15 protein-coding genes and 1 pseudogene are annotated in these 17093 nt (G+C 70.8%); 10 read left to right on the top strand and 6 right to left on the bottom strand.

Annotated features, from left to right (window positions below; all coding sequences use genetic code 11):
- Positions 1 to 101: 101 nt before the first annotated feature.
- From AC0699_RS16580 to AC0699_RS16570, 3 genes are all read left to right on the top strand, one after another.
- Positions 102 to 1580: a glycoside hydrolase family 16 protein gene (locus tag AC0699_RS16580; protein WP_478660459.1), complete on the top strand. Its 1479-nt coding sequence runs from the start codon at positions 102 to 104 to the stop codon at positions 1578 to 1580.
- Positions 1581 to 1593: 13 nt separating this feature from the next.
- Positions 1594 to 2553, top strand: a complete 960-nt coding sequence (locus tag AC0699_RS16575; protein ID WP_478660456.1) for a DUF1996 domain-containing protein — start codon at positions 1594 to 1596, stop codon at positions 2551 to 2553.
- A gap of 397 nt (positions 2554 to 2950) precedes the next feature.
- On the top strand, positions 2951 to 3247 hold the full coding sequence (locus tag AC0699_RS16570; protein ID WP_478660453.1) for an ABC-three component system middle component 6: 297 nt from the start codon (positions 2951 to 2953) through the stop codon (positions 3245 to 3247).
- A gap of 71 nt (positions 3248 to 3318) precedes the next feature.
- Here the strand turns inward: AC0699_RS16570 and AC0699_RS16565 are convergent, their stop codons facing one another.
- The 3 genes from AC0699_RS16565 to AC0699_RS16555 form a co-directional block, all read right to left on the bottom strand.
- On the bottom strand, positions 3319 to 3639 hold the full coding sequence (locus AC0699_RS16565) for a GYD domain-containing protein (protein ID WP_478660450.1): 321 nt from the start codon (positions 3637 to 3639) through the stop codon (positions 3319 to 3321).
- A gap of 99 nt (positions 3640 to 3738) precedes the next feature.
- On the bottom strand, positions 3739 to 4380 hold the full coding sequence (locus tag AC0699_RS16560) for a GlxA family transcriptional regulator (protein WP_478660448.1): 642 nt from the start codon (positions 4378 to 4380) through the stop codon (positions 3739 to 3741).
- 62 nt (positions 4381 to 4442) lie between these two features.
- A complete protein-coding gene (locus AC0699_RS16555; protein WP_478660445.1) occupies positions 4443 to 4700 on the bottom strand; it encodes a type 1 glutamine amidotransferase family protein in 258 nt (85 codons plus the stop codon).
- 71 nt (positions 4701 to 4771) lie between these two features.
- Here AC0699_RS16555 and AC0699_RS16550 point away from each other — a divergent pair, with 71 nt between their 5' ends.
- On the top strand, positions 4772 to 5305 hold the full coding sequence (locus tag AC0699_RS16550; protein WP_478660442.1) for a PaaI family thioesterase: 534 nt from the start codon (positions 4772 to 4774) through the stop codon (positions 5303 to 5305).
- Positions 5306 to 5500: 195 nt separating this feature from the next.
- Here the strand turns inward: AC0699_RS16550 and AC0699_RS16545 are convergent, their stop codons facing one another.
- Positions 5501 to 6883 (bottom strand): cation:dicarboxylate symporter family transporter, encoded by a 1383-nt coding sequence (locus tag AC0699_RS16545; RefSeq protein ID WP_478660439.1) that lies wholly within the window; start codon positions 6881 to 6883, stop codon positions 5501 to 5503.
- A gap of 136 nt (positions 6884 to 7019) precedes the next feature.
- Here AC0699_RS16545 and AC0699_RS16540 point away from each other — a divergent pair, with 136 nt between their 5' ends.
- From AC0699_RS16540 to AC0699_RS16530, 3 genes and pseudogenes are all read left to right on the top strand, one after another.
- Positions 7020 to 8645, top strand: a complete 1626-nt coding sequence (locus tag AC0699_RS16540; protein WP_478660437.1) for a sensor histidine kinase — start codon at positions 7020 to 7022, stop codon at positions 8643 to 8645.
- A 315-nt stretch (positions 8646 to 8960) separates the two neighbouring features.
- The gene (locus AC0699_RS16535) at positions 8961 to 9656 is read left to right on the top strand and encodes a response regulator (RefSeq protein ID WP_478660435.1); all 696 of its coding nucleotides are present in this window, start codon (positions 8961 to 8963) and stop codon (positions 9654 to 9656) included.
- An 11-nt stretch (positions 9657 to 9667) separates the two neighbouring features.
- A pseudogene (locus tag AC0699_RS16530) lies at positions 9668 to 9980 on the top strand (ABC transporter permease family protein); the annotation flags it as partial.
- A 207-nt stretch (positions 9981 to 10187) separates the two neighbouring features.
- Here the strand turns inward: AC0699_RS16530 and AC0699_RS16525 are convergent.
- Complete coding sequence (locus AC0699_RS16525) at positions 10188 to 10877, bottom strand: hypothetical protein (protein ID WP_478660433.1); 690 nt, start codon at positions 10875 to 10877, stop codon at positions 10188 to 10190.
- A gap of 797 nt (positions 10878 to 11674) precedes the next feature.
- Here AC0699_RS16525 and AC0699_RS16520 point away from each other — a divergent pair.
- Positions 11675 to 12283 carry a helix-turn-helix domain-containing protein gene (locus tag AC0699_RS16520; protein ID WP_478660682.1) on the top strand — a complete coding sequence of 203 codons (609 nt, stop codon included), beginning with the start codon at positions 11675 to 11677 and terminating at the stop codon, positions 12281 to 12283.
- A 197-nt stretch (positions 12284 to 12480) separates the two neighbouring features.
- On the opposite strand, the gene AC0699_RS16515 is transcribed toward AC0699_RS16520, so the two are convergent.
- Entirely contained in the window at positions 12481 to 13506 is a 1026-nt protein-coding gene (locus AC0699_RS16515; protein WP_453667805.1) for an ATP-dependent 6-phosphofructokinase, read from the bottom strand.
- Between the two features lie 214 nt (positions 13507 to 13720).
- Here AC0699_RS16515 and pta point away from each other — a divergent pair, with 214 nt between their 5' ends.
- Both pta and AC0699_RS16505 read left to right on the top strand, forming a co-directional pair.
- Entirely contained in the window at positions 13721 to 15802 is a 2082-nt protein-coding gene (gene pta, locus AC0699_RS16510) for a phosphate acetyltransferase (protein WP_478660430.1), read from the top strand.
- On the top strand, positions 15799 to 17043 hold the full coding sequence (locus AC0699_RS16505) for an acetate kinase (RefSeq protein ID WP_478660428.1): 1245 nt from the start codon (positions 15799 to 15801) through the stop codon (positions 17041 to 17043). Before pta ends, AC0699_RS16505 begins: the two co-directional genes overlap by 4 nt.
- Positions 17044 to 17093 lie beyond the last annotated feature (50 nt).

Below are 17093 nucleotides of genomic sequence, written 5' to 3'. Positions count from 1 at the left end.
TAAGGGAGCGATGTCATTGACGGCTGCCCTGGCTCCATCTACAAAACTCTGTGAGAGCGCTCTCAAGCCCCCCTCGGCACCACCCTCACCGGAGGTGTTCCTTGAGCACGAGCCGCATCCGACGCACTCCCCTGTCCACTCCGCTGTCCACTCCCCTGTTCACCGCGCTCCTCGCCGTGGCCGTCGCCCTCACCGGCTTCCTCGCCGTCAGCGGCGCGGGGACGGCGCGCGGGGCCGTACCGCCCGCGCCCGGCTGGGATCTGCAGTGGAGCGACGACTTCACCGGACCGGACCGGTCGCTGCCGTCGTCCACCAACTGGCAGACGGACACCGGCCACGGCTATCCCGGCGGCCCCGGCAACTGGGGCACCGGCGAGATCCAGAACTACACGTCCAGCCCCGACAACCTCAGCCTCGACGGCAACGGCAACCTCCGTATCACTCCGCTGCGGGACGGCGCCGGCAACTGGACCTCCGCCCGGATCGAGACCCGCCGGGCCGACTTCAAGGCCCCCGCGGGCGGCACCCTGCGCATCGAGGGCCGGATCCAGATGCCGAACGTGACCGGTGACGCCGCACTGGGCTACTGGCCCGCCTTCTGGGCGCTCGGCGCGCCGTACCGGGGCAACTACTGGAACTGGCCCGGTATCGGCGAGTTCGACATCATGGAGAACGTCAACGGCATCAACTCCGTCTGGGGCGTGCTCCACTGCGGAGTGAACCCGGGCGGCCCCTGCAACGAGACGACGGGCATCGGCGCCAGCCGCACCTGCCCCGGCGCGAGCTGCCAGTCCGCGTTCCACACGTACCGCTTCGAGTGGGACCGCTCCGTCTCCCCCAACGAGCTGCGCTGGTACGTGGACGACCAGCTCTTCCACAGCGTGAACCAGAGCCGGGTCGACGCCGGTACCTGGGCCAGCATGACGGACCACGCTGGCTACTTCATCCTCCTCAACGTCGCGATCGGCGGCGCCTTCCCCGACGCGCTGGCCGGGAAGACCCCGACCGCCGCGACCGTCCCGGGCCGCCCGATGCTCGTCGACTACGTCGCCGTCTGGACGCGAGGCGGCGGCACGACCCCACCGGACCCGAGCGACCCGCCGCCCTCCGGCTCCTCGCAGCTGTATCTGCGTACGGGCGGTGGCGCGGGTGACGCGACGGCATCGGCCTCCACGGTCACGCTCGCCTCGGCCGGTGGCGCCAACCACGACGGCACCCCGAGTAATCCACAGGTGTTCACCTCGGGCCCGATCACGCGGACGTACAACGGCGGCTCGACGCAGTTCGATCTGTTCGTGGACGCCGGGACGACCGTCGCCAACGGCCAGCAGATGAGGGTGAGTTACGACCGTACGGGCGACGGCACCTGGGACCGCACGGAGACGTACCACTACTTCGCCACCGACCCGGTGCCCGGCTATGAGCACTACACGCAGGCGAGAGGTCTGCAGTCGGCCACCGGGGCGCACGGGAACCTGACCAACGGCAAGGTGCGGGTCGAGGTGTGGAGCGCGATCGGCAACGGCAGCAGCACGCTCGGCACCGGCAACCAGTCCGTCGTCCGTATCCCCTTCGGATGATGGGGAGTTCTCCATGAAGCCTCTGTTGTCCCGAGTGATCGCGGGCGCGGCCGCCGTGCTGTTCCTGGTCACGGCGGGGTGCGCGACGGGCCGCGAGGGCCACCCGGGTCATGCCGCGGACCCGGAGCATGCCGCGCACTCGGGACACGCGTACACCTACAGCAAGGCCCAGCAGGCGGCGATCGTGGCGCAGGCGGCGGCCCCGCTGCGCGGGAGCGAGTTCCGCGCGGACTGCTTCTCCAGCCACCGCCGGGGCGACGACCCGATCGTCTTCCCCGGCCAGGCAGGGCGCTCCCACATCCATGAGTTCTACGGCAACAGAACGGCGAACGCCTCCTCGACCCTCCAGTCGCTGAGCGCCGGCACCACCAACTGCACGCCGCAGACCGATCTTTCCTCCTACTGGACGCCCACCCTCTACCAGAACGGAGTTCCTGTGGCCCCGGAGCGGGTCACCGTCTACTACCAGGGCATCACCGACCACACCCGCGCAGTCGCCCACCCGCGCGGACTGCGCTACGTGGTCGGCAACGCGCTGGCCACCTCCCCCGACCAGAATCCGGCCGCGCGCTGGTCCTGTGTCGGCAGGCCCGAGTCAAGCCGGGACTTCATGAACTGCCCGCCCGGCACCAGGCTGGAGAACTATCTGGACTTCCCGACCTGCTGGGACGGGAAGAACCTGGACAGCACCAACCACCGGGACCACATGGCGTACGCGGCCGGGCAGACCTGCCCGGCGAGCCATCCCGTGGTCGTACCGCGCCTGGAGCTGCTGATCACCTGGCCCGTGACCGGCGGCGGACTCACCCTGGCCGGTACCCGCGGTGGCGTGAACGTGACGGACGCACCCGGCTTCACCTTCCACGGCGACTTCTTCAACGCCTGGGACCAGGCGGAGCTGGAGCGCCGGGTACGGAACTGCGTCGTCGCGGGCTACATCTGCGGGACGGACGGCAATCCGATCCAGCAGTGAGCCACCGACCACGAGGTGAACGAAACGGCCGGCGCCCGCCCCGGCGAGGGCGGGCCCGGCGGCCTGGTCCTCCCCCTGCGCCCTGAGGGCGTGGGGGGATCCCAGGATGAGCGGCAGGGGCAGGGCGCGACGGGTGCGACCATCCGCGTTTGCCCACTCCGGTGCGCAGCGAGCTGGACACCAAGCGTCACATTCCTCTAACGTCTCATCAGGGAATCAGAGAATCTGCTCTCCGAGACTCAGGAGGCAGTCAGGCCGTGTCGTGGGCAACGCCCGGGTCACTCCCGCACCACTTGGGCAGCCGGAGTCGTCCTCGCGCATTTCTTCGAGCGCTGTGACATCTTCGACGTACCACCAGCAGGCTGGGACCCCGCGGTTGCCGCAGAGGAGGTCTGACGTGATCACCCCGACCAAGGGGATCGCACCCGACGGTGCTCTCCTGGCCGTTGGCGCGCAGATCCTGATCGGACTCAGCGAACCCCTCACCGTCAGCCAGACATGGGCCCGCTTCAAGGAGAACCGCGCACGGCTCGGACACCATGCACCGGTATCGTTCGAGTGGTTCGTCCTCGGCCTCGATGTACTGCACGCGCTGGGAGCGGTTGAACTCCAGCGGGAGCTGCTCGTGGTGAGGAGTCGCGACGCTCAACTCCGACGACCTTGCCAAAGCGGTCCAACGGGGCTTCCACCCTGAGGGCCGGCTGATCAAGCCACGAAACCGGCGGCCGCCCAGGGGCTCGGTCCAGCCCAGGTACGCGGGCGCGCTCAGGCGCCCGGGGGCCGGAAGTCGACCTTCTTCTGGGTGGCCGCGTCGATGTCTTCAGGGCTGATCAGCACGATCGCCTTGGACTCGACGGCCCCGGTGGCGCGGGCCGCCAGGGCGCTGGCGGCCATCGACACGTGGTCGGGCATGTCGACGACGCAGTACAGGTCGTCCTCGCCGAAGGCGTAGTACATCCATTCGAGCGTGCCGCCGCACGACTTGACCTCGTTCTCGACAGCGGTTCTGCGGCGCGTTCCCCCTTCGGCGAGCAGGCCCTTGGTGCCCTCTGCGGTGTAGCTGGCCTGGACCAGGTATTTCGGCATGTGTGCCTCCCGTATCCCGATGCGCCGCCGGGTGCGGCCACGGTTTCACCTTTGGGCACGGCACGCGATACGGCCATCCGGAGACGGCCGCTCGTGGTCTCAGCCGCGTGCCCGGAGGGTGGTCGCCGTCGTGCCCGCGCGCGTACGGAGGAGGAGGCGCAGGGTGCTGGGGTTCTCGTAGCCGACACGGCGTGCGATGACCGGGAGCGCAAGTGAGGTGGTCCGCAGCAGATGGCTCGCCTGTTCGACGCGCAGGTCCTGGACGAAGCGGACCGGAGTCGTGCCGAGGGTCCGGGAGACGGCCCGCTGCAGGGTGCGCTCGCTGATGCCGAGCGCACGGGCGGCCTCGGAGACGACGAGCGGCTCGTGAAGGTGCTCGCGGGCCCAGCGTTCGAAGGCCGAGACGGTCGGGTCGCTCTGGGCGAGCGCGGCGGGGATGGTGTACGCGGCCTGGGAGGGGCGGTCGTCGACGACGAGATAACGCGAGAGGAGATCGGCGAGGGCCGGGCTGGCCGAACGGACCACGGAGAGGGCGAGGTCGAGGTGCGAGAAGGCCGCGCCTGCGGTGGTGATACCGCCGGACACCGTGACCATGGAGGTCTCGTCCAGGTCGACGGCCGGGTAGCGGGCGCGGAAGACCGGCGACAGCCACCAGCTGGTCGTCGCCCGCCGCCCGTCGAGCACGCCGGACTCGGCGAGCAGGAAGGTGCCCGTGCAGGCGGACGCGACCGGAGTGTCCATGGACCGGACTTCGGCGAGGAGGCCGCGGGCGGGGCGCGTCGCGTCTCCGGAGACGTACGAGATCAGGGCCTCGGGGCGGCGCTCGGTGACCGCCGCACGATCAGCAGGTCACAGGCTCCGACGGCGTCGACGGGCTCGGTGGGCACGGTGTGGCCGACGCCCGTGGCCACCCGGCGGCGGAATCCGACCGTGTGGATGTCCCACTCCGGCGGGGGCTGGGGCAGCTCGCCGCGCATGGCGTTGGCGGAGTGGAGCACGTCGAGGATCGCGGACAGCCCGGAGCCGAAGACTCCGTCGAGCGCGAGAACGGCCACCTTCATGTCGGAAACCGTATCAAGCGCGTCGGATACGACACTCCCCCACAGTCGGCGGCCGGGCTTCGATACTCCGTATGAGCATGGACATCAGCAGCGAAGAGACCCTCCCGGACACCCGGTCCCGTACACACACCTGGGGCGCACCCGTGCGGCCCACCGCCGACGTACTGAAGATGACGGGACGCGAGATCCTCCAGGCCGGGATCGACGGCCGCTTCCCCTCGGCGCCGATCATGAGCACGCTCGGGTTCCGCTTCGTCGAGGTCGGGGACGGGCTCGCGGTCTTCGAGACCGAGCACGGCGAACACCTCTACAACCCGATGGGCAGCGTGCACGGCGGCTATCTCGCGGCGGTGATGGACGCGGCGCTCGGCTCCGCGGTGATGAGCCGGCTGCCCGCGGGCTCCACGTACACGACCACGCAGCTCAATCTGAACCTCATCCGCCCGGTCTTCGCCGGCACTCCGCCGCTTCGGGTCACGGGCGCGGCCCTGCATGCGGGGCGTACGACGGCCACTGCGGAGGCGCGGGTGGTGGGGGTCGAGGACGGCAAGCTGTACGCGCACGGGACGACGACGTGCGCGGTGTTCTCGTTCCCGGTGGACTGACACGGGTGCGGGGGGGGGGGGGGGGGGGGGGGGGGGGGGGGGGGAGGGACCCGCCCCCCCCCCCCCCCGCACCCCCCCCCCCCCCCCCGCCCCCCCTCCCCCCCCCCCCCCCCCCCTCCCCCCCCCCCCCTCCCCCCCCCCCCCCCCCACGACGCTCGGACCTTCTCGGACCTTCACACCACCGCTCGGTCCTTCTCAGACCTTGACGGGCGTCTTCTCGTCCTCGTCGTCCCCCCGCGGCACCGGTACGTCGGCGGGAGCGTCGCTGGCCGGGGCGTGGTCGTCGACGAGGGTCTTCTCGTCGAACGGGATGCGGCCTGCGAGGACCTCGGAGACCCGGGCCTTGTCGATCTCCTTCGTCCACGTACCGACGAGGACCGTCGCGACGGCGTTGCCCGCGAAGTTGGTGAGGGCGCGGGCCTCACTCATGAAGCGGTCGATGCCGACGATGAGCCCGACGCCGTCGACCAGCTCGGGCCGGTGGGACTGGAGGCCGCCCGCCAGTGTGGCCAGACCCGCGCCCGTCACGCCCGCCGCACCCTTCGAGGCGATGATCATGAAGACCAGGAGCGAGATCTGCTCGGCGATCGAGAGCGGGTTGCCCATCGCCTCGGCCACGAAGAGCGAGGCCATCGTCAGGTAGATCGCGGTGCCGTCCAGGTTGAAGGAGTAACCGGTCGGTACGGTGATGCCGACGACGGGCTTGGACACACCCAGGTGCTCCATCTTCGCGATGAGCCGCGGCAGTGCGGACTCCGACGAGGAGGTGGAGAGGATCAGCAGGAACTCGCGGCCCAGGTACCTCAGCAGGGCGAACAGGTTCACGCCGGCGACCAGCCGCAGCAGCGTCCCCAGGATGACGAAGACGAAGACCGCACAGGTGATGTAGAAGCCGATCATGATGACCGCGAGCGACTTCAGCGCGTCGATTCCGGTCTCACCGACCACCGCCGCGATCGCGCCGAACGCGCCCACCGGGGCCACCCACATGATCATCGCGAGGATGCGGAAGACCAGTCGCTGGATGTGCCCGACACCGCGCAGCACCGGCTCGCCGGCCTTGCCCATGGCCTGCAGCGCGAAGCCCGCGAGCAGCGCGACCAGCAGCGTCTGCAGCACCTCGCCCTCGGTGAAGGCGGAGACGAGGGTCTTCGGGATGATGCCGAGCAGGAAGTCGGCCGTGCCCTCGCTCGCGCCCGCCGCCTGCTTCTCGCCCGCGGCCTTCGCCGCTTCCGTGAGATGCAGACCGGATCCCGGCTCCAGGATGTTGCCGACGACCAGGCCGATGGCGAGCGCCACCGTGGACATCACGAGGAAGTAGCCGAGGGCGAGGCCACCGACCGCGCCGACCTTGGCGGCCTTGCGGACCGAGCCGACGCCGAGCACGATCGTGCAGAAGATGATCGGCGAGATCATCATCTTGATCAGATTCACGAAGCCGGTGCCCAGCGGCTTGAGCTCGACGGCGAAGTCAGGGGCGGCGAAGCCGACGATGATGCCGAGGACGACGGCACCGATGACGGCGAGATACAGATAGTGGGTGCGGTCCCGTCTTGCGGCTGCTGGTGGGGTTGCCACGGGGATTCCTCCTCGGCCTGACGAACATCCACGTCCCGGCGGATGTCCTCGATGCCGCGACTATTCATCAGCCTGTGACCCCGGTCACCCTTACGTACGTTTCGTTCACGCGAATTCGGCCAGGCAGACTTACGGCATGCACATACCGCGCCTCCGCAGCCTCGCAGGCCAGCTCTTCGCGATGCAGGTCGTGCTGGTCGCCGCGATCGTGGCCGGATTCGCGTTCTTCACGTACGTCACCGACCGTACCCAGGCCGAGGAGACCGCGCGGCGGCAGACGGTGGCCATCGCGACGGCGGTGGCGGACTCGCCGTGGGTGGTAACTGCGGCGCGGTCCGCCGACCCGTCGGCGGTGCTCCAGCCGTATGCGGAGAACCTGCGGAAGGACTCGGGCGTCGCCTTTGTGGTGATCATGCAGCCGGACGGTACGCGGTGGACGCACCCGGAGCCGGCCCAGATCGGCCGTACGTATCTGGGGCACACAGACGAGGCGCTGCGCGGGCGGACGTCGTCGGAGACGTACACGGGAGTGCTCGGTCCTTCGGTGCGCACGGTGGCGCCGGTGCGGGACGGTGGCCGGATCGTCGCGCTCGTGAGCGCGGGCATCACGATCGACAAGATCAGCGAACAGGTGGGGAAGCAGGTCACCGCACTGCTGGGGATGGCAGGCGCGGCGCTGGTGCTCGGCGGAGCCGGTACGTACGTGATCAACGCGCGGCTGCGGCGGCACACGCACGGAATGAACGCGGCGGAGCTGAGCCGTATGCACGACTACCACGAGGCCACGCTGCACGCGGTGCGCGAGGGGCTGCTGATGCTGGACGGACGGCGGCGGATCGCTCTGATCAACGACGGCGCCCGGGAGTTGCTCGGTCTTCACGCGGACGTGGTGGGCCGGCCGGTGGACGAGCTGGGGCTGCCGCCCGGGCTCACCGGCGCGCTGCTGGCGAGCGAACCGCGTGTGGACGATCTGCATCTGACCGCCGACCGGGTCCTCGTCGTCTCCACCCAGCCGGTGGTCGGCGGCGAGCGCCGGGGGACGGTCGTGACCCTGCGGGACCACACCGAACTCCAGGCCCTCACGGGCGAGCTGGACTCCGAACGCGGCTTCACGCAGGCTCTGCGCGCGCAGGCCCACGAGGCGGCGAACCGGCTGCACACCGTGGTCTCCCTGATCGAGCTGGGCCGCGCGGACGAGGCGGTCGAATTCGCCACCGCCGAGCTCGAGCTGGCCCAGGTCCTCACGGACCGCGTCGTGACCGCGGTCGGCGAACCGGTCCTGGCCGCGCTGCTTCTGGGCAAGGCGGCGCAGGCCAACGAGAGCGGCGTGGAGCTCGTCGTCACGGAGGACAGCCGCATCGACGACGGCGTCCTCCCGCCCTGGCTGCCGCCGCGCGACCTGGTCACCATCCTCGGCAACCTCATCGACAACGCGGTCGAGGCGGCGTCGGCCGCGGCCGCCGAAGTGCCCCGCGCCCGCGCGGGAGAGAGCCGGCCCCGGGTCACCGTCACCGCCCGGACCGACGAGGACGAGCTCGTCCTCCGCGTCGCGGACACCGGATCCGGGGTGCGCCCCGGGGACGCGGAGGCCGTGTTCGAGCGCGGCTGGTCGACCCGGGGCCCCGGGCGAGGGCTCGGGCTCGCGCTGGTGCGGCAGACCGCGCACCGCAGGGGCGGGACGGTCGAGGTGGCACAAGGCCCGGACGACGGCGCCGAGTTCACGGTGCGACTGCCGTTGCGCGACGCGGAGGTGAGCGCATGAACCGGTCGGGGGTCCGGGGGTTGCCTCCGGAAAGACACAGCACGGTACGACTGCCGTTGCGCGACGCGGAGGTGAGCACATGAACCGGCCGGAGGTCCGGGGGTTGCCCCCGGAAAGACACAGCACCGTACGACTGCCGCTGCGCGACGCGGAGGTGAGCACATGAACCGGCCGGGGGCCCGGGGGTTGCCCCCGGAAAGACACAGCACGTACGACTGCCGCTGCGCGACGCGGAGGTGAGCACATGAACCGGCCGCTCGGCCGCCGGGAAGGTCGCTCCGGGCGACCTCCGCTGTGCACCGCGGAGGTGACCCCATGACAGCACCGACACCCGCCGGGATCCGCGTGCTCGTCGTCGAGGACGACCCAGTCGCCGCCGACGCGCACGCCCTGTACGTCGGGCGCGTGCCCGGGTTCACCGTCGCCGGGGTGGCACATTCGCGGGCCGAGGCGTACCGGCTGCTGGACCGGACGCCGGTGGAGCTGATCCTGCTCGACCTGTATCTGCCGGACGGGCACGGGCTTCAGCTGCTGCGCTCCCTGCGCGCCGCCGGCCACTCCGCCGACGTCATCGCCGTCACGTCCGCCCGCGATCTGGCGATCGTCCGTGAGGGCGTGTCGCTCGGCGTCGTCCAGTACGTCCTTAAGCCGTTCACGTTCGCCACCCTCCGCGACCGCCTCACCCGGTACGCCGAGTTCCGCGCATCCGCGGGCGAGGCGTCCGGCCAGGACGAGGTGGACCGGGCCCTTGCGACCCTCCGTACGCCACAGCCCGCCGCGCTCCCGAAGGGCCTCAGCGCGCCCACGCTGGAGGCCGTGACCCGCACGCTGCGCGACACCCCCGCCGGGCTCACCGCGGCCGAGGCCGGGGCCGCGGTCGGGATCTCGCGGATCACCGCCCGCCGGTATCTGGAGCATCTGGTCACCGCGGGCCGGGCCGCGCGCAGCCCGCAGTACGGCCAGATCGGCCGGCCCGAGCTGCAGTACCGCTGGATCACTTCCGGCCGCTGAAGGCCGGGCCCGAGCACTTCGGCGCCGTACTCACCGACGAGATCACCTTCACGCCGATACTCAACGGTCTGCTGCTGTGCGGCGGCGCGACCGCCGTCTGCGCGAGGCTCGCGGCGTATCCCCTCTCCCGCTCCCGCTTCACCCGGCCGTCCCTGCCGACGATCCTCCTCACCACCTGTCTGCCGATCACGGCGGTGATGATGCCGGTCTACGGACTGTTCGTACAGGTCGAACTGATCGACACGATGTATGGAACAGCGCTGTTCCTCGCCACGTCCCAACCGCCGTTCGCCATCATCTGGCTGATGAAGAACTTCGTGACTCCTCCTCCCAGACAAGTCCGGGGAGCTTCTCCTGTCGGTGGCTAGGCCACGTCGGGACGGACCAGCCCGGCCCTGATACTTGGCAGCTCTCTCGACCGCCCGGCGGTGCTTCGCGGTGCGGTTCTCCCGCTTTCGGCGGGGGAACGCCTGATCCTTTACGTGCTGATCGCCCGCTGGGTCGGCGGGGGCTTCACGCTGGGTGGGGCGGTCAAGGGGTGACCGTGTGGTCGACAGGTGCCGCGCAGCCGTGGGCCTTCGCCGAGCGGGCGGCGAACGCCTTCAGCGGCGAGCGGGCGTACGGGGAGGTGGCGTTGTCCTCGACCGGGGAGGAACGCATCACGTACATCGCGCGCCCGGCGGCCGAGGGACAGTGGGCGGTCATGACCAACTCCCCCGGCTCCGCCGGGCGTTCCTCGACGCGGACGCGCATGTCCCGTGCGTACACGCCGTAGTACGCCCGCAGTTCGTACTCGGGCTCGATGGTGGTGGACGGCCCTGAGATGCCGCACTGCTCGAGCGGGGACGCACCGCGCGTGCTCTCCCAGCCGACGGAGCCGGTACGGGACGGTCCCGGCACTCTGGCGCAGGTGCCCTTGGCGGCGGAGAGCGGCACGTACTCCTCGGCGTTCACCGGGAGCGGGACGGTGCCGGGCCGGCTGCCCAGTGGGGCTTCGCAGTGCCAGCGGCCGGCTGCCTTGCGGGCCGTGGCGGTAGCGAGCTGGGCGGCTCGGGTGCGGTCATGGGGGTTCTCGACGGTGGTTCCGTCGACCTCCACCGTGGCCGTCACCAGCAGACTGCGGCGGGCGGCGGGGCATTCGAGGAGGACGGCAGTGGAGGACCACTTGTTCTTTCCTGGTTCGGCTCCGAAGAAGCCGGTCCAGCCGTGGCCGAGCGGCACGGGCCGGGGCGTCTGCGTGCCCCAGAAGATCCGGTCGTCGCGGGTCGCGACGGTGTCCTCGGTGGCCGCAGTGTCCGCGGTGGCCTTCGCCGACCCTCTCGCCCCGTACTTCGGTCACCGGGGCGAGCAGCGCCTCGCCGCGGACCCGGACCTCGGCATCGGGTTCCCACTTCTCAGGGCCGCCGCCCCAGGACAGCCGGCAGTCCAGGAGCGCGCGGCTCTCCTGGTCCGGGTCGAGCAGCGTGCCGTACTCCGTCAGTGCACCCGCCGAATCGTCCGGCAGAAAGCGGTCCAGCCGGACCGTCGGCAGCAGTCCGGCACAGGCGCGCTCCAGCTGGGCCCGGTTCTCGGAAAGCTGCCGGTCATGCAGCACGGTCAAGGCGACCGGCAGTGCGCCGGCGACGAGTGCCGCCAGCACTGTCAGCGTCACGGCCAGGCGCACCTTGCCCCGCGTCGCGAATCCCGGCACGTGTCTCCCCCTCCACGCAAAGATCCACTCCGGACGCTGGCAGACCCGCTACCCGTCAAAGCTACCCGCTGGTACCCTGCGGTCCGACCGCGCGGTACGCGCACTCCGACCGCGCGGTACGCGCGCACCCCGACCGCGCCGGTGCGCGAGCAGGCCCCCGTCGGAACGACGGAGCAAGGCGCCCACCCAATTCGGACCTTCCTACAAGTTTTGACCTTGGGTAAACGCACCGTAGTCAAAGGTGACCCTCTGCTTCTACGGTGTGCCCGTGCACTCCACCCCGCCTTTCAACGCCCCTGCCGCCCGCCGACTGCGCGAGGCGCTGGGGATGGCGCCCGGCCATGTCGCTTACGGACTTCAGGCCCAGTACGGACTCCAGGTCGCCCCGGACACGGTGGCCGCCTGGGAACGAGGACTGCTCGCGCCGAGCTCCCAGGAACTCACCGCTCTCGCGGGGGTGCTGTGGTGCTCCCCCGCCGAGCTGCTCGGCGCACCCCAGAGCCTTCGCGAGCACCGGCTGTCCCGGGGCCTGAGCCCCGACGATCTGGCGCGCCGCATGGGCATGGACACGTCCTCGTACCAGCGGATGGAGGACGGGAACCGCTGGCGCGGCAACGAGCGGCAGACCGCCGCGCTCGCCGAGGTCCTGGCGCTGTCCCCGCGCGAGCTGCTGACGGCGACCGGCAGGAACGAGGAGCTGGCCGAGCTGCTGCGCAGCGCGGCGACGACGCGCTGGCAGGCGTACGTGCGTCCGGTGGGGAAGATGCTGCCGCTGCCCAAGCGGCACCTGGAGGACGTGCTGCAGGAGCTGCACCAGGAGTACCAGGCCCGCATGGTGGCGACGTCGAGCTGGGGCGCGTCGGGAGGCTCCGGCGAGGCGGGCAAGGAGTTCCTGGACCGGGTCGTCGACCACTTCTGGGCACTGACTCCCGGCTAGGGCCCGTCCTCGAGGTCCCGTACTCGAGGTCCCGTACTCGAGGTCCCGTCCGCCCGGCGGCGTCCGGCACGCACGCTCGCTTGATCCAGAAGACAGGCCCCGGGTCCTGCCCGGCCGAAGGTCCGCACACGGTGAGCACGTCCGACCGGCCGCCCGTCGGACGTCGGTTCACCGGAGGGCTCGCGTCTCGCGCCGGTTCAGAAGACCGACTCGGCCTCGTGCACCCGGTCCTCGGGCACGGTCTTCAGCCGGGTGACCGCCTCCGCGAGCGGGACCATGACGACCCGTGTGCCGCGCAGCGCGGTCATCATGCCGAACTCGCCGCGGTGCACGGCCTCCACCGCGTGCCACCCGAAGCGGGTCGCGAGCACGCGGTCGTACGCGGTCGGGACGCCGCCGCGCTGGACATGGCCGAGAATGACCGGTCGCGCCTCCTTGCCGAGCCGGCGTTCCAGCTCGACGGCGAGGCGGTTGCCAATGCCCGTGAAACGCTCGTGACCGTACTGGTCGATCTCGCCCTTCTTGTAGTCCATGGAGCCCTCGGCGGGGTGCGCGCCCTCCGCGACACAGATGACCGCGAACTTCTTGCCCCGGGCGAAGCGTTCCTCGACCATCTTCACCAGGTCCTCCACCTGGAAGGGCCGCTCGGGCAGACAGATCCCGTGCGCGCCGCCCGCCATTCCGGACTCCAGCGCGATCCAGCCCGCGTGGCGGCCCATCACCTCGACGACCATGACCCGCTGGTGGGACTCGGCGGTGGTCTTGAGGCGGTCGATGGCCTCGGTGGCGACCATGACGGCGGTGTCGAAGCCGAAGGTGCGATCGGTGGAGGAGATGTCGTTGTCGATGGTCTTCGGTACGCCGACGACGGGCATACCGGCATCGGCCAGCATCCGGGCCGCGGTCAGCGTGCCCTCGCCGCCGATCGGGATGAGCGCGTCGAGATCGTACCGGCGCGCCAACTCCTCGCAGTTCTCCGCGGCTTCGCGGAGCCGGGAGCGCTCCAGGCGGGCGGAGCCGAGGATCGTACCGCCGCGGGCGAGGATGCCGCTCACCGCGTTGAGATCGAGGGGGCGGTAGTGACCGTCGAGGAGGCCCTTGAACCCGTCCTCGAATCCGATGACTTCGTCGCCGTGGCCGGTCATGGCACGGTGCACGACCGACCGGATCACTGCGTTCAGGCCGGGGCAGTCGCCGCCTGCGGTGAGAATTCCGATGCGCATCGTGCTGTGTCTCCTGCTCGCTAGCGGTACGTGTGAGCGGTTCCGATTCTCACACGGCTGGTCTGGACCGCACCCCTCCAGCTGCTCCTCCGGGACACCCGCACACGGCGGGCGCCCTATCCAGCCACGGAGGTATTGTCAAGAGGTCAATGCCACCCTATCGAGTTTTTTCGAGCACACGAGCTCGACCGATGAGCAGGACAGGAGAGCACGCGTGACGCGCAGCGTGTACGTGACCGGGATCGATCGCGGAGACGGCCGCCAGGTGGTGGAGCTGGGAGTCATGGAGCTCCTGACCCGCCAGGTGGACCGGGTGGGGGTGTTCCGTCCGCTGGTGCACGACGGACCCGACCGCCTGTTCGATCTGCTGCGTGTCCGCTACCGCCTCTCGCAGGACCCGGCGACCGTATACGGGATGGACTACCACGAGGCCGCCGCGCTGCAGGCCGAGAAGGGTACCGACGAGCTCGTGTCCCGGCTCGTCGACCGCTTTCTCGCGGTGGCACGCGACTACGAGGTGGTCCTGGTGCTCGGCACGGACTTCCACGCCACCCAGCTCCCCGACGAGCTGGCGCTGAACGCCCGGCTGGCCAATGAGTTCGGCGCCTCGGTGATACCCGTGGTGGGCGGCAAGGACCAGCCCGCGGAGTCCGTACGCGCGGAGGCCCGCAACGCCCACCGCGCCTATGAGGTCCTGGGCTGCGACATCCTCGCCATGGTCGTGAACCGGGTGGCACCCGGGGACCGCGAGGTGATCGCCGAGCGGCTGGCCGCCCGCCTCCCGGTCCCCTGCTACGTCCTGCCGGACGAGCCGGCGCTCGCCGCTCCCACGGTCGCCCAGATCGGCCACACCCTGGGGGCCACAGTGCTGCTCGGGGACGATTCCGGGCTCGCCCGTGATGCGCTGGACTTCGTCTTCGGCGGTGCGATGCTGCCGAACCTGCTGAAGGCCCTGACCCCCGGCTGCATGGTGGTCACCCCCGGTGACCGCGCCGATCTCGTGGTCGGCGCCCTCGCCGCGCACTCCGCGGGCACCCCGCCCATCGCCGGCCTGCTGCTCACCCTCGACGAGCGCCCGGCCGACGCGATCCTCACCCTGGCGGCCCGGCTGGCGCCGGGCACCCCGGTGCTCTCGGTGGCCGGCGGCTCCTTCCCGACCGCGGCCGAACTCTTCTCGCTGGAAGGAAAGTTGAGCGCGGGCACCCCGCGCAAGGCGGAGACCGCGCTCGGCCTCTTCGAGCGCCATGTCGACACGGCCGGGCTGCTCGCCCGGGTCGAGGTGGCGCGCACCGGCCGGGTCACACCGATGATGTTCGAGCACGATCTGCTGGAGCAGGCCCGCGCCGACCGGCGCCGCGTCGTGCTGCCCGAGGGCACCGAGGAGCGGGTGCTGCGCGCCGCCGACGTGCTGCTGCGGCGCAACGTCTGCGAGCTGACGCTGCTCGGCGACAGCGACGTGATCCGCAAGAAGGCCGCCGACCTCGGCATCGATCTCTCCGCCGTGCAGCTGATCGACCCGGCCACCTCCGAGCTCCGCCAGGAGTTCGCCGAACTGTACGCGGGCCTGCGCGCCCACAGGGGCATGACCGTGGAGCTGGCGCACGACGTCGTGTCGGACGTGAACTACTTCGGCACCCTGATGGTCGAGCAGGGCCTGGCCGACGGCATGGTGTCGGGCTCGGTGCACTCCACGGCGGCGACGATCCGGCCGGCCTTCGAGATCATCAAGACGAGACGGGACGCCTCGATCGTGTCCTCGGTCTTCTTCATGTGCCTCGCCGACAAGGTGCTCGTGTACGGCGACTGCGCGGTCAACCCGGACCCGGACGCCGAGCAGCTCGCGGACATCGCCGTGCAGTCGGCGGCCACGGCGGCCCGCTTCGGTGTCGAGCCCCGCATCGCGATGCTGTCGTACTCGACGGGCACGTCCGGCTCCGGTGCGGACGTCGACAAGGTGCGCGAGGCCACCAAGCTGGTCCGCGAGCGTCACCCGGAGCTGAGGATCGAGGGCCCGATCCAGTACGACGCGGCGGTCGAGCCGTCCGTCGCGGCGACCAAGCTGCCGGACTCGGAGGTGGCCGGCCAGGCGACCGTGCTGATCTTCCCGGACCTGAACACCGGTAACAACACCTACAAGGCCGTGCAGCGTTCGGCCGGCGCCGTGGCCGTCGGACCGGTGCTGCAGGGTCTGCGCAAGCCGGTCAACGACCTCTCGCGCGGCGCGCTGGTCAGCGACATCGTCAACACGGTCGCGATCACCGCGATCCAGTCCCAGGGTCAGGAGCTCCCCGCATGACCGACTCCCCTTCCGCTTCCGCGTCCCGCGTCCTCGTCCTCAACTCCGGCTCCTCGTCGGTGAAGTACCAGCTGCTCGACATGCGCGACGGCTCCCGGCTGGCGGTCGGCCTCGTCGAGCGGATCGGCGAGGAGACGTCCCGGCTGGTGCACAACCCACCGGCAGGCAGCGGCGCCGGGAAGCGTGAGCGCACGGGCCCGATCGCGGACCACGCCGCGGCGCTGAAGGCGGTCGCCGAGGAGCTTGCGAACGACGGCCTGGGCCTGGACTCCCCCGAGCTGGCGGCGATCGGCCACCGGGTGGTGCACGGCGGTCTGAAGTTCACCGCGCCGACCGTGATCACCGACGAGGTGCTGGCGGAGATCGAGCGCCTGGTCCCGGTGGCACCCCTGCACAACCCGGCGAACATCACGGGTATCCGTACCGCCCAAGCGCTGCGCCCGGACCTGCCTCAGGTCGCGGTGTTCGACACGGCGTTCCACACGACGATGCCGGAGTACGCGGCACGGTACGCGATCGACGTGGAGACCGCGGACGCACACCGGATCCGCCGCTACGGCTTCCACGGCACCTCGCACGCGTATGTCTCGCGCAAGGCCGCCGAACTCCTGGGCAGGGCCCCGGAGGACGTCAACGTGATCGTGCTGCACCTGGGCAACGGCGCCTCGGCGTCGGCGGTCGCGAGCGGCCGGTGCGTGGACACCTCGATGGGACTGACCCCGCTGGAGGGGCTGGTCATGGGTACCCGCTCGGGTGACATCGACCCCGCGGTCACCTTCCACCTCAAGCGGGTGGCGGGGATGTCCGAGGACGATGTCGACGTCCTGCTGAACAAGAAGAGCGGCCTGGTGGGGCTGTGCGGCGACAACGACATGCGGGAGATCCGGCGGCGGATCGAAGAGGGCGATCAGCGGGCGCTGCTCGCCTTCGAGATCTACATCCACCGGCTGAAGAAGTACATCGGCGCCTACTGCGCGGTCCTCGGCCGCGTGGACGCGGTGGTGTTCACGGCGGGGGTCGGCGAGAACGCGGCCCCGGTGCGGGAGGCCGCCATCGCCGGACTGGAGGAGCTGGGGCTTGTGGTGGACGCGGGCCTCAACGCCGTACGTTCTGATGAGCCGCGGCTCATCTCGCCGGACTACGCGCGGGTGGCGGTCGCGGTGGTGCCGACGGACGAGGAATTGGAGATCGCCCAGCAGACCTTCGCCCTCGTCGACGGAGGCCGGCCGGCCCACGCCTGAGCGGCCGGGCGCCCATTTGTACATTCCACCAGACGGAATATTCCGCGTAG

This window comes from Streptomyces sp. NPDC043870 (assembly GCF_056435785.1).
Note: the sequence above shows the minus strand (reverse complement) of the source record. Positions and strands in the feature narration are given on the sequence as shown.

Bases quoted from the DNA above. Each gene is read 5' to 3' on its own strand.
- AC0699_RS16575 (WP_478660456.1), top strand. From the start codon at position 1,594: ATGAAGCCTCTGTTGTCCCGAGTGATCGCGGGCGCGGCCGCCGTGCTG.
- AC0699_RS16540 (WP_478660437.1), top strand. From the start codon at position 7,020: ATGCACATACCGCGCCTCCGCAGCCTCGCAGGCCAGCTCTTCGCGATG.
- AC0699_RS16565 (WP_478660450.1), bottom strand. From the start codon at position 3,639: ATGCCGAAATACCTGGTCCAGGCCAGCTACACCGCAGAGGGCACCAAG.
- AC0699_RS16555 (WP_478660445.1), bottom strand. From the start codon at position 4,700: ATGAAGGTGGCCGTTCTCGCGCTCGACGGAGTCTTCGGCTCCGGGCTG.
- AC0699_RS16550 (WP_478660442.1), top strand. From the start codon at position 4,772: ATGAGCATGGACATCAGCAGCGAAGAGACCCTCCCGGACACCCGGTCC.
- AC0699_RS16520 (WP_478660682.1), top strand. From the start codon at position 11,675: ATGGCGCCCGGCCATGTCGCTTACGGACTTCAGGCCCAGTACGGACTC.
- AC0699_RS16515 (WP_453667805.1), bottom strand. From the start codon at position 13,506: ATGCGCATCGGAATTCTCACCGCAGGCGGCGACTGCCCCGGCCTGAAC.
- AC0699_RS16560 (WP_478660448.1), bottom strand. From the start codon at position 4,380: ATGGACACTCCGGTCGCGTCCGCCTGCACGGGCACCTTCCTGCTCGCC.
- AC0699_RS16535 (WP_478660435.1), top strand. From the start codon at position 8,961: ATGACAGCACCGACACCCGCCGGGATCCGCGTGCTCGTCGTCGAGGAC.
- AC0699_RS16505 (WP_478660428.1), top strand. From the start codon at position 15,799: ATGACCGACTCCCCTTCCGCTTCCGCGTCCCGCGTCCTCGTCCTCAAC.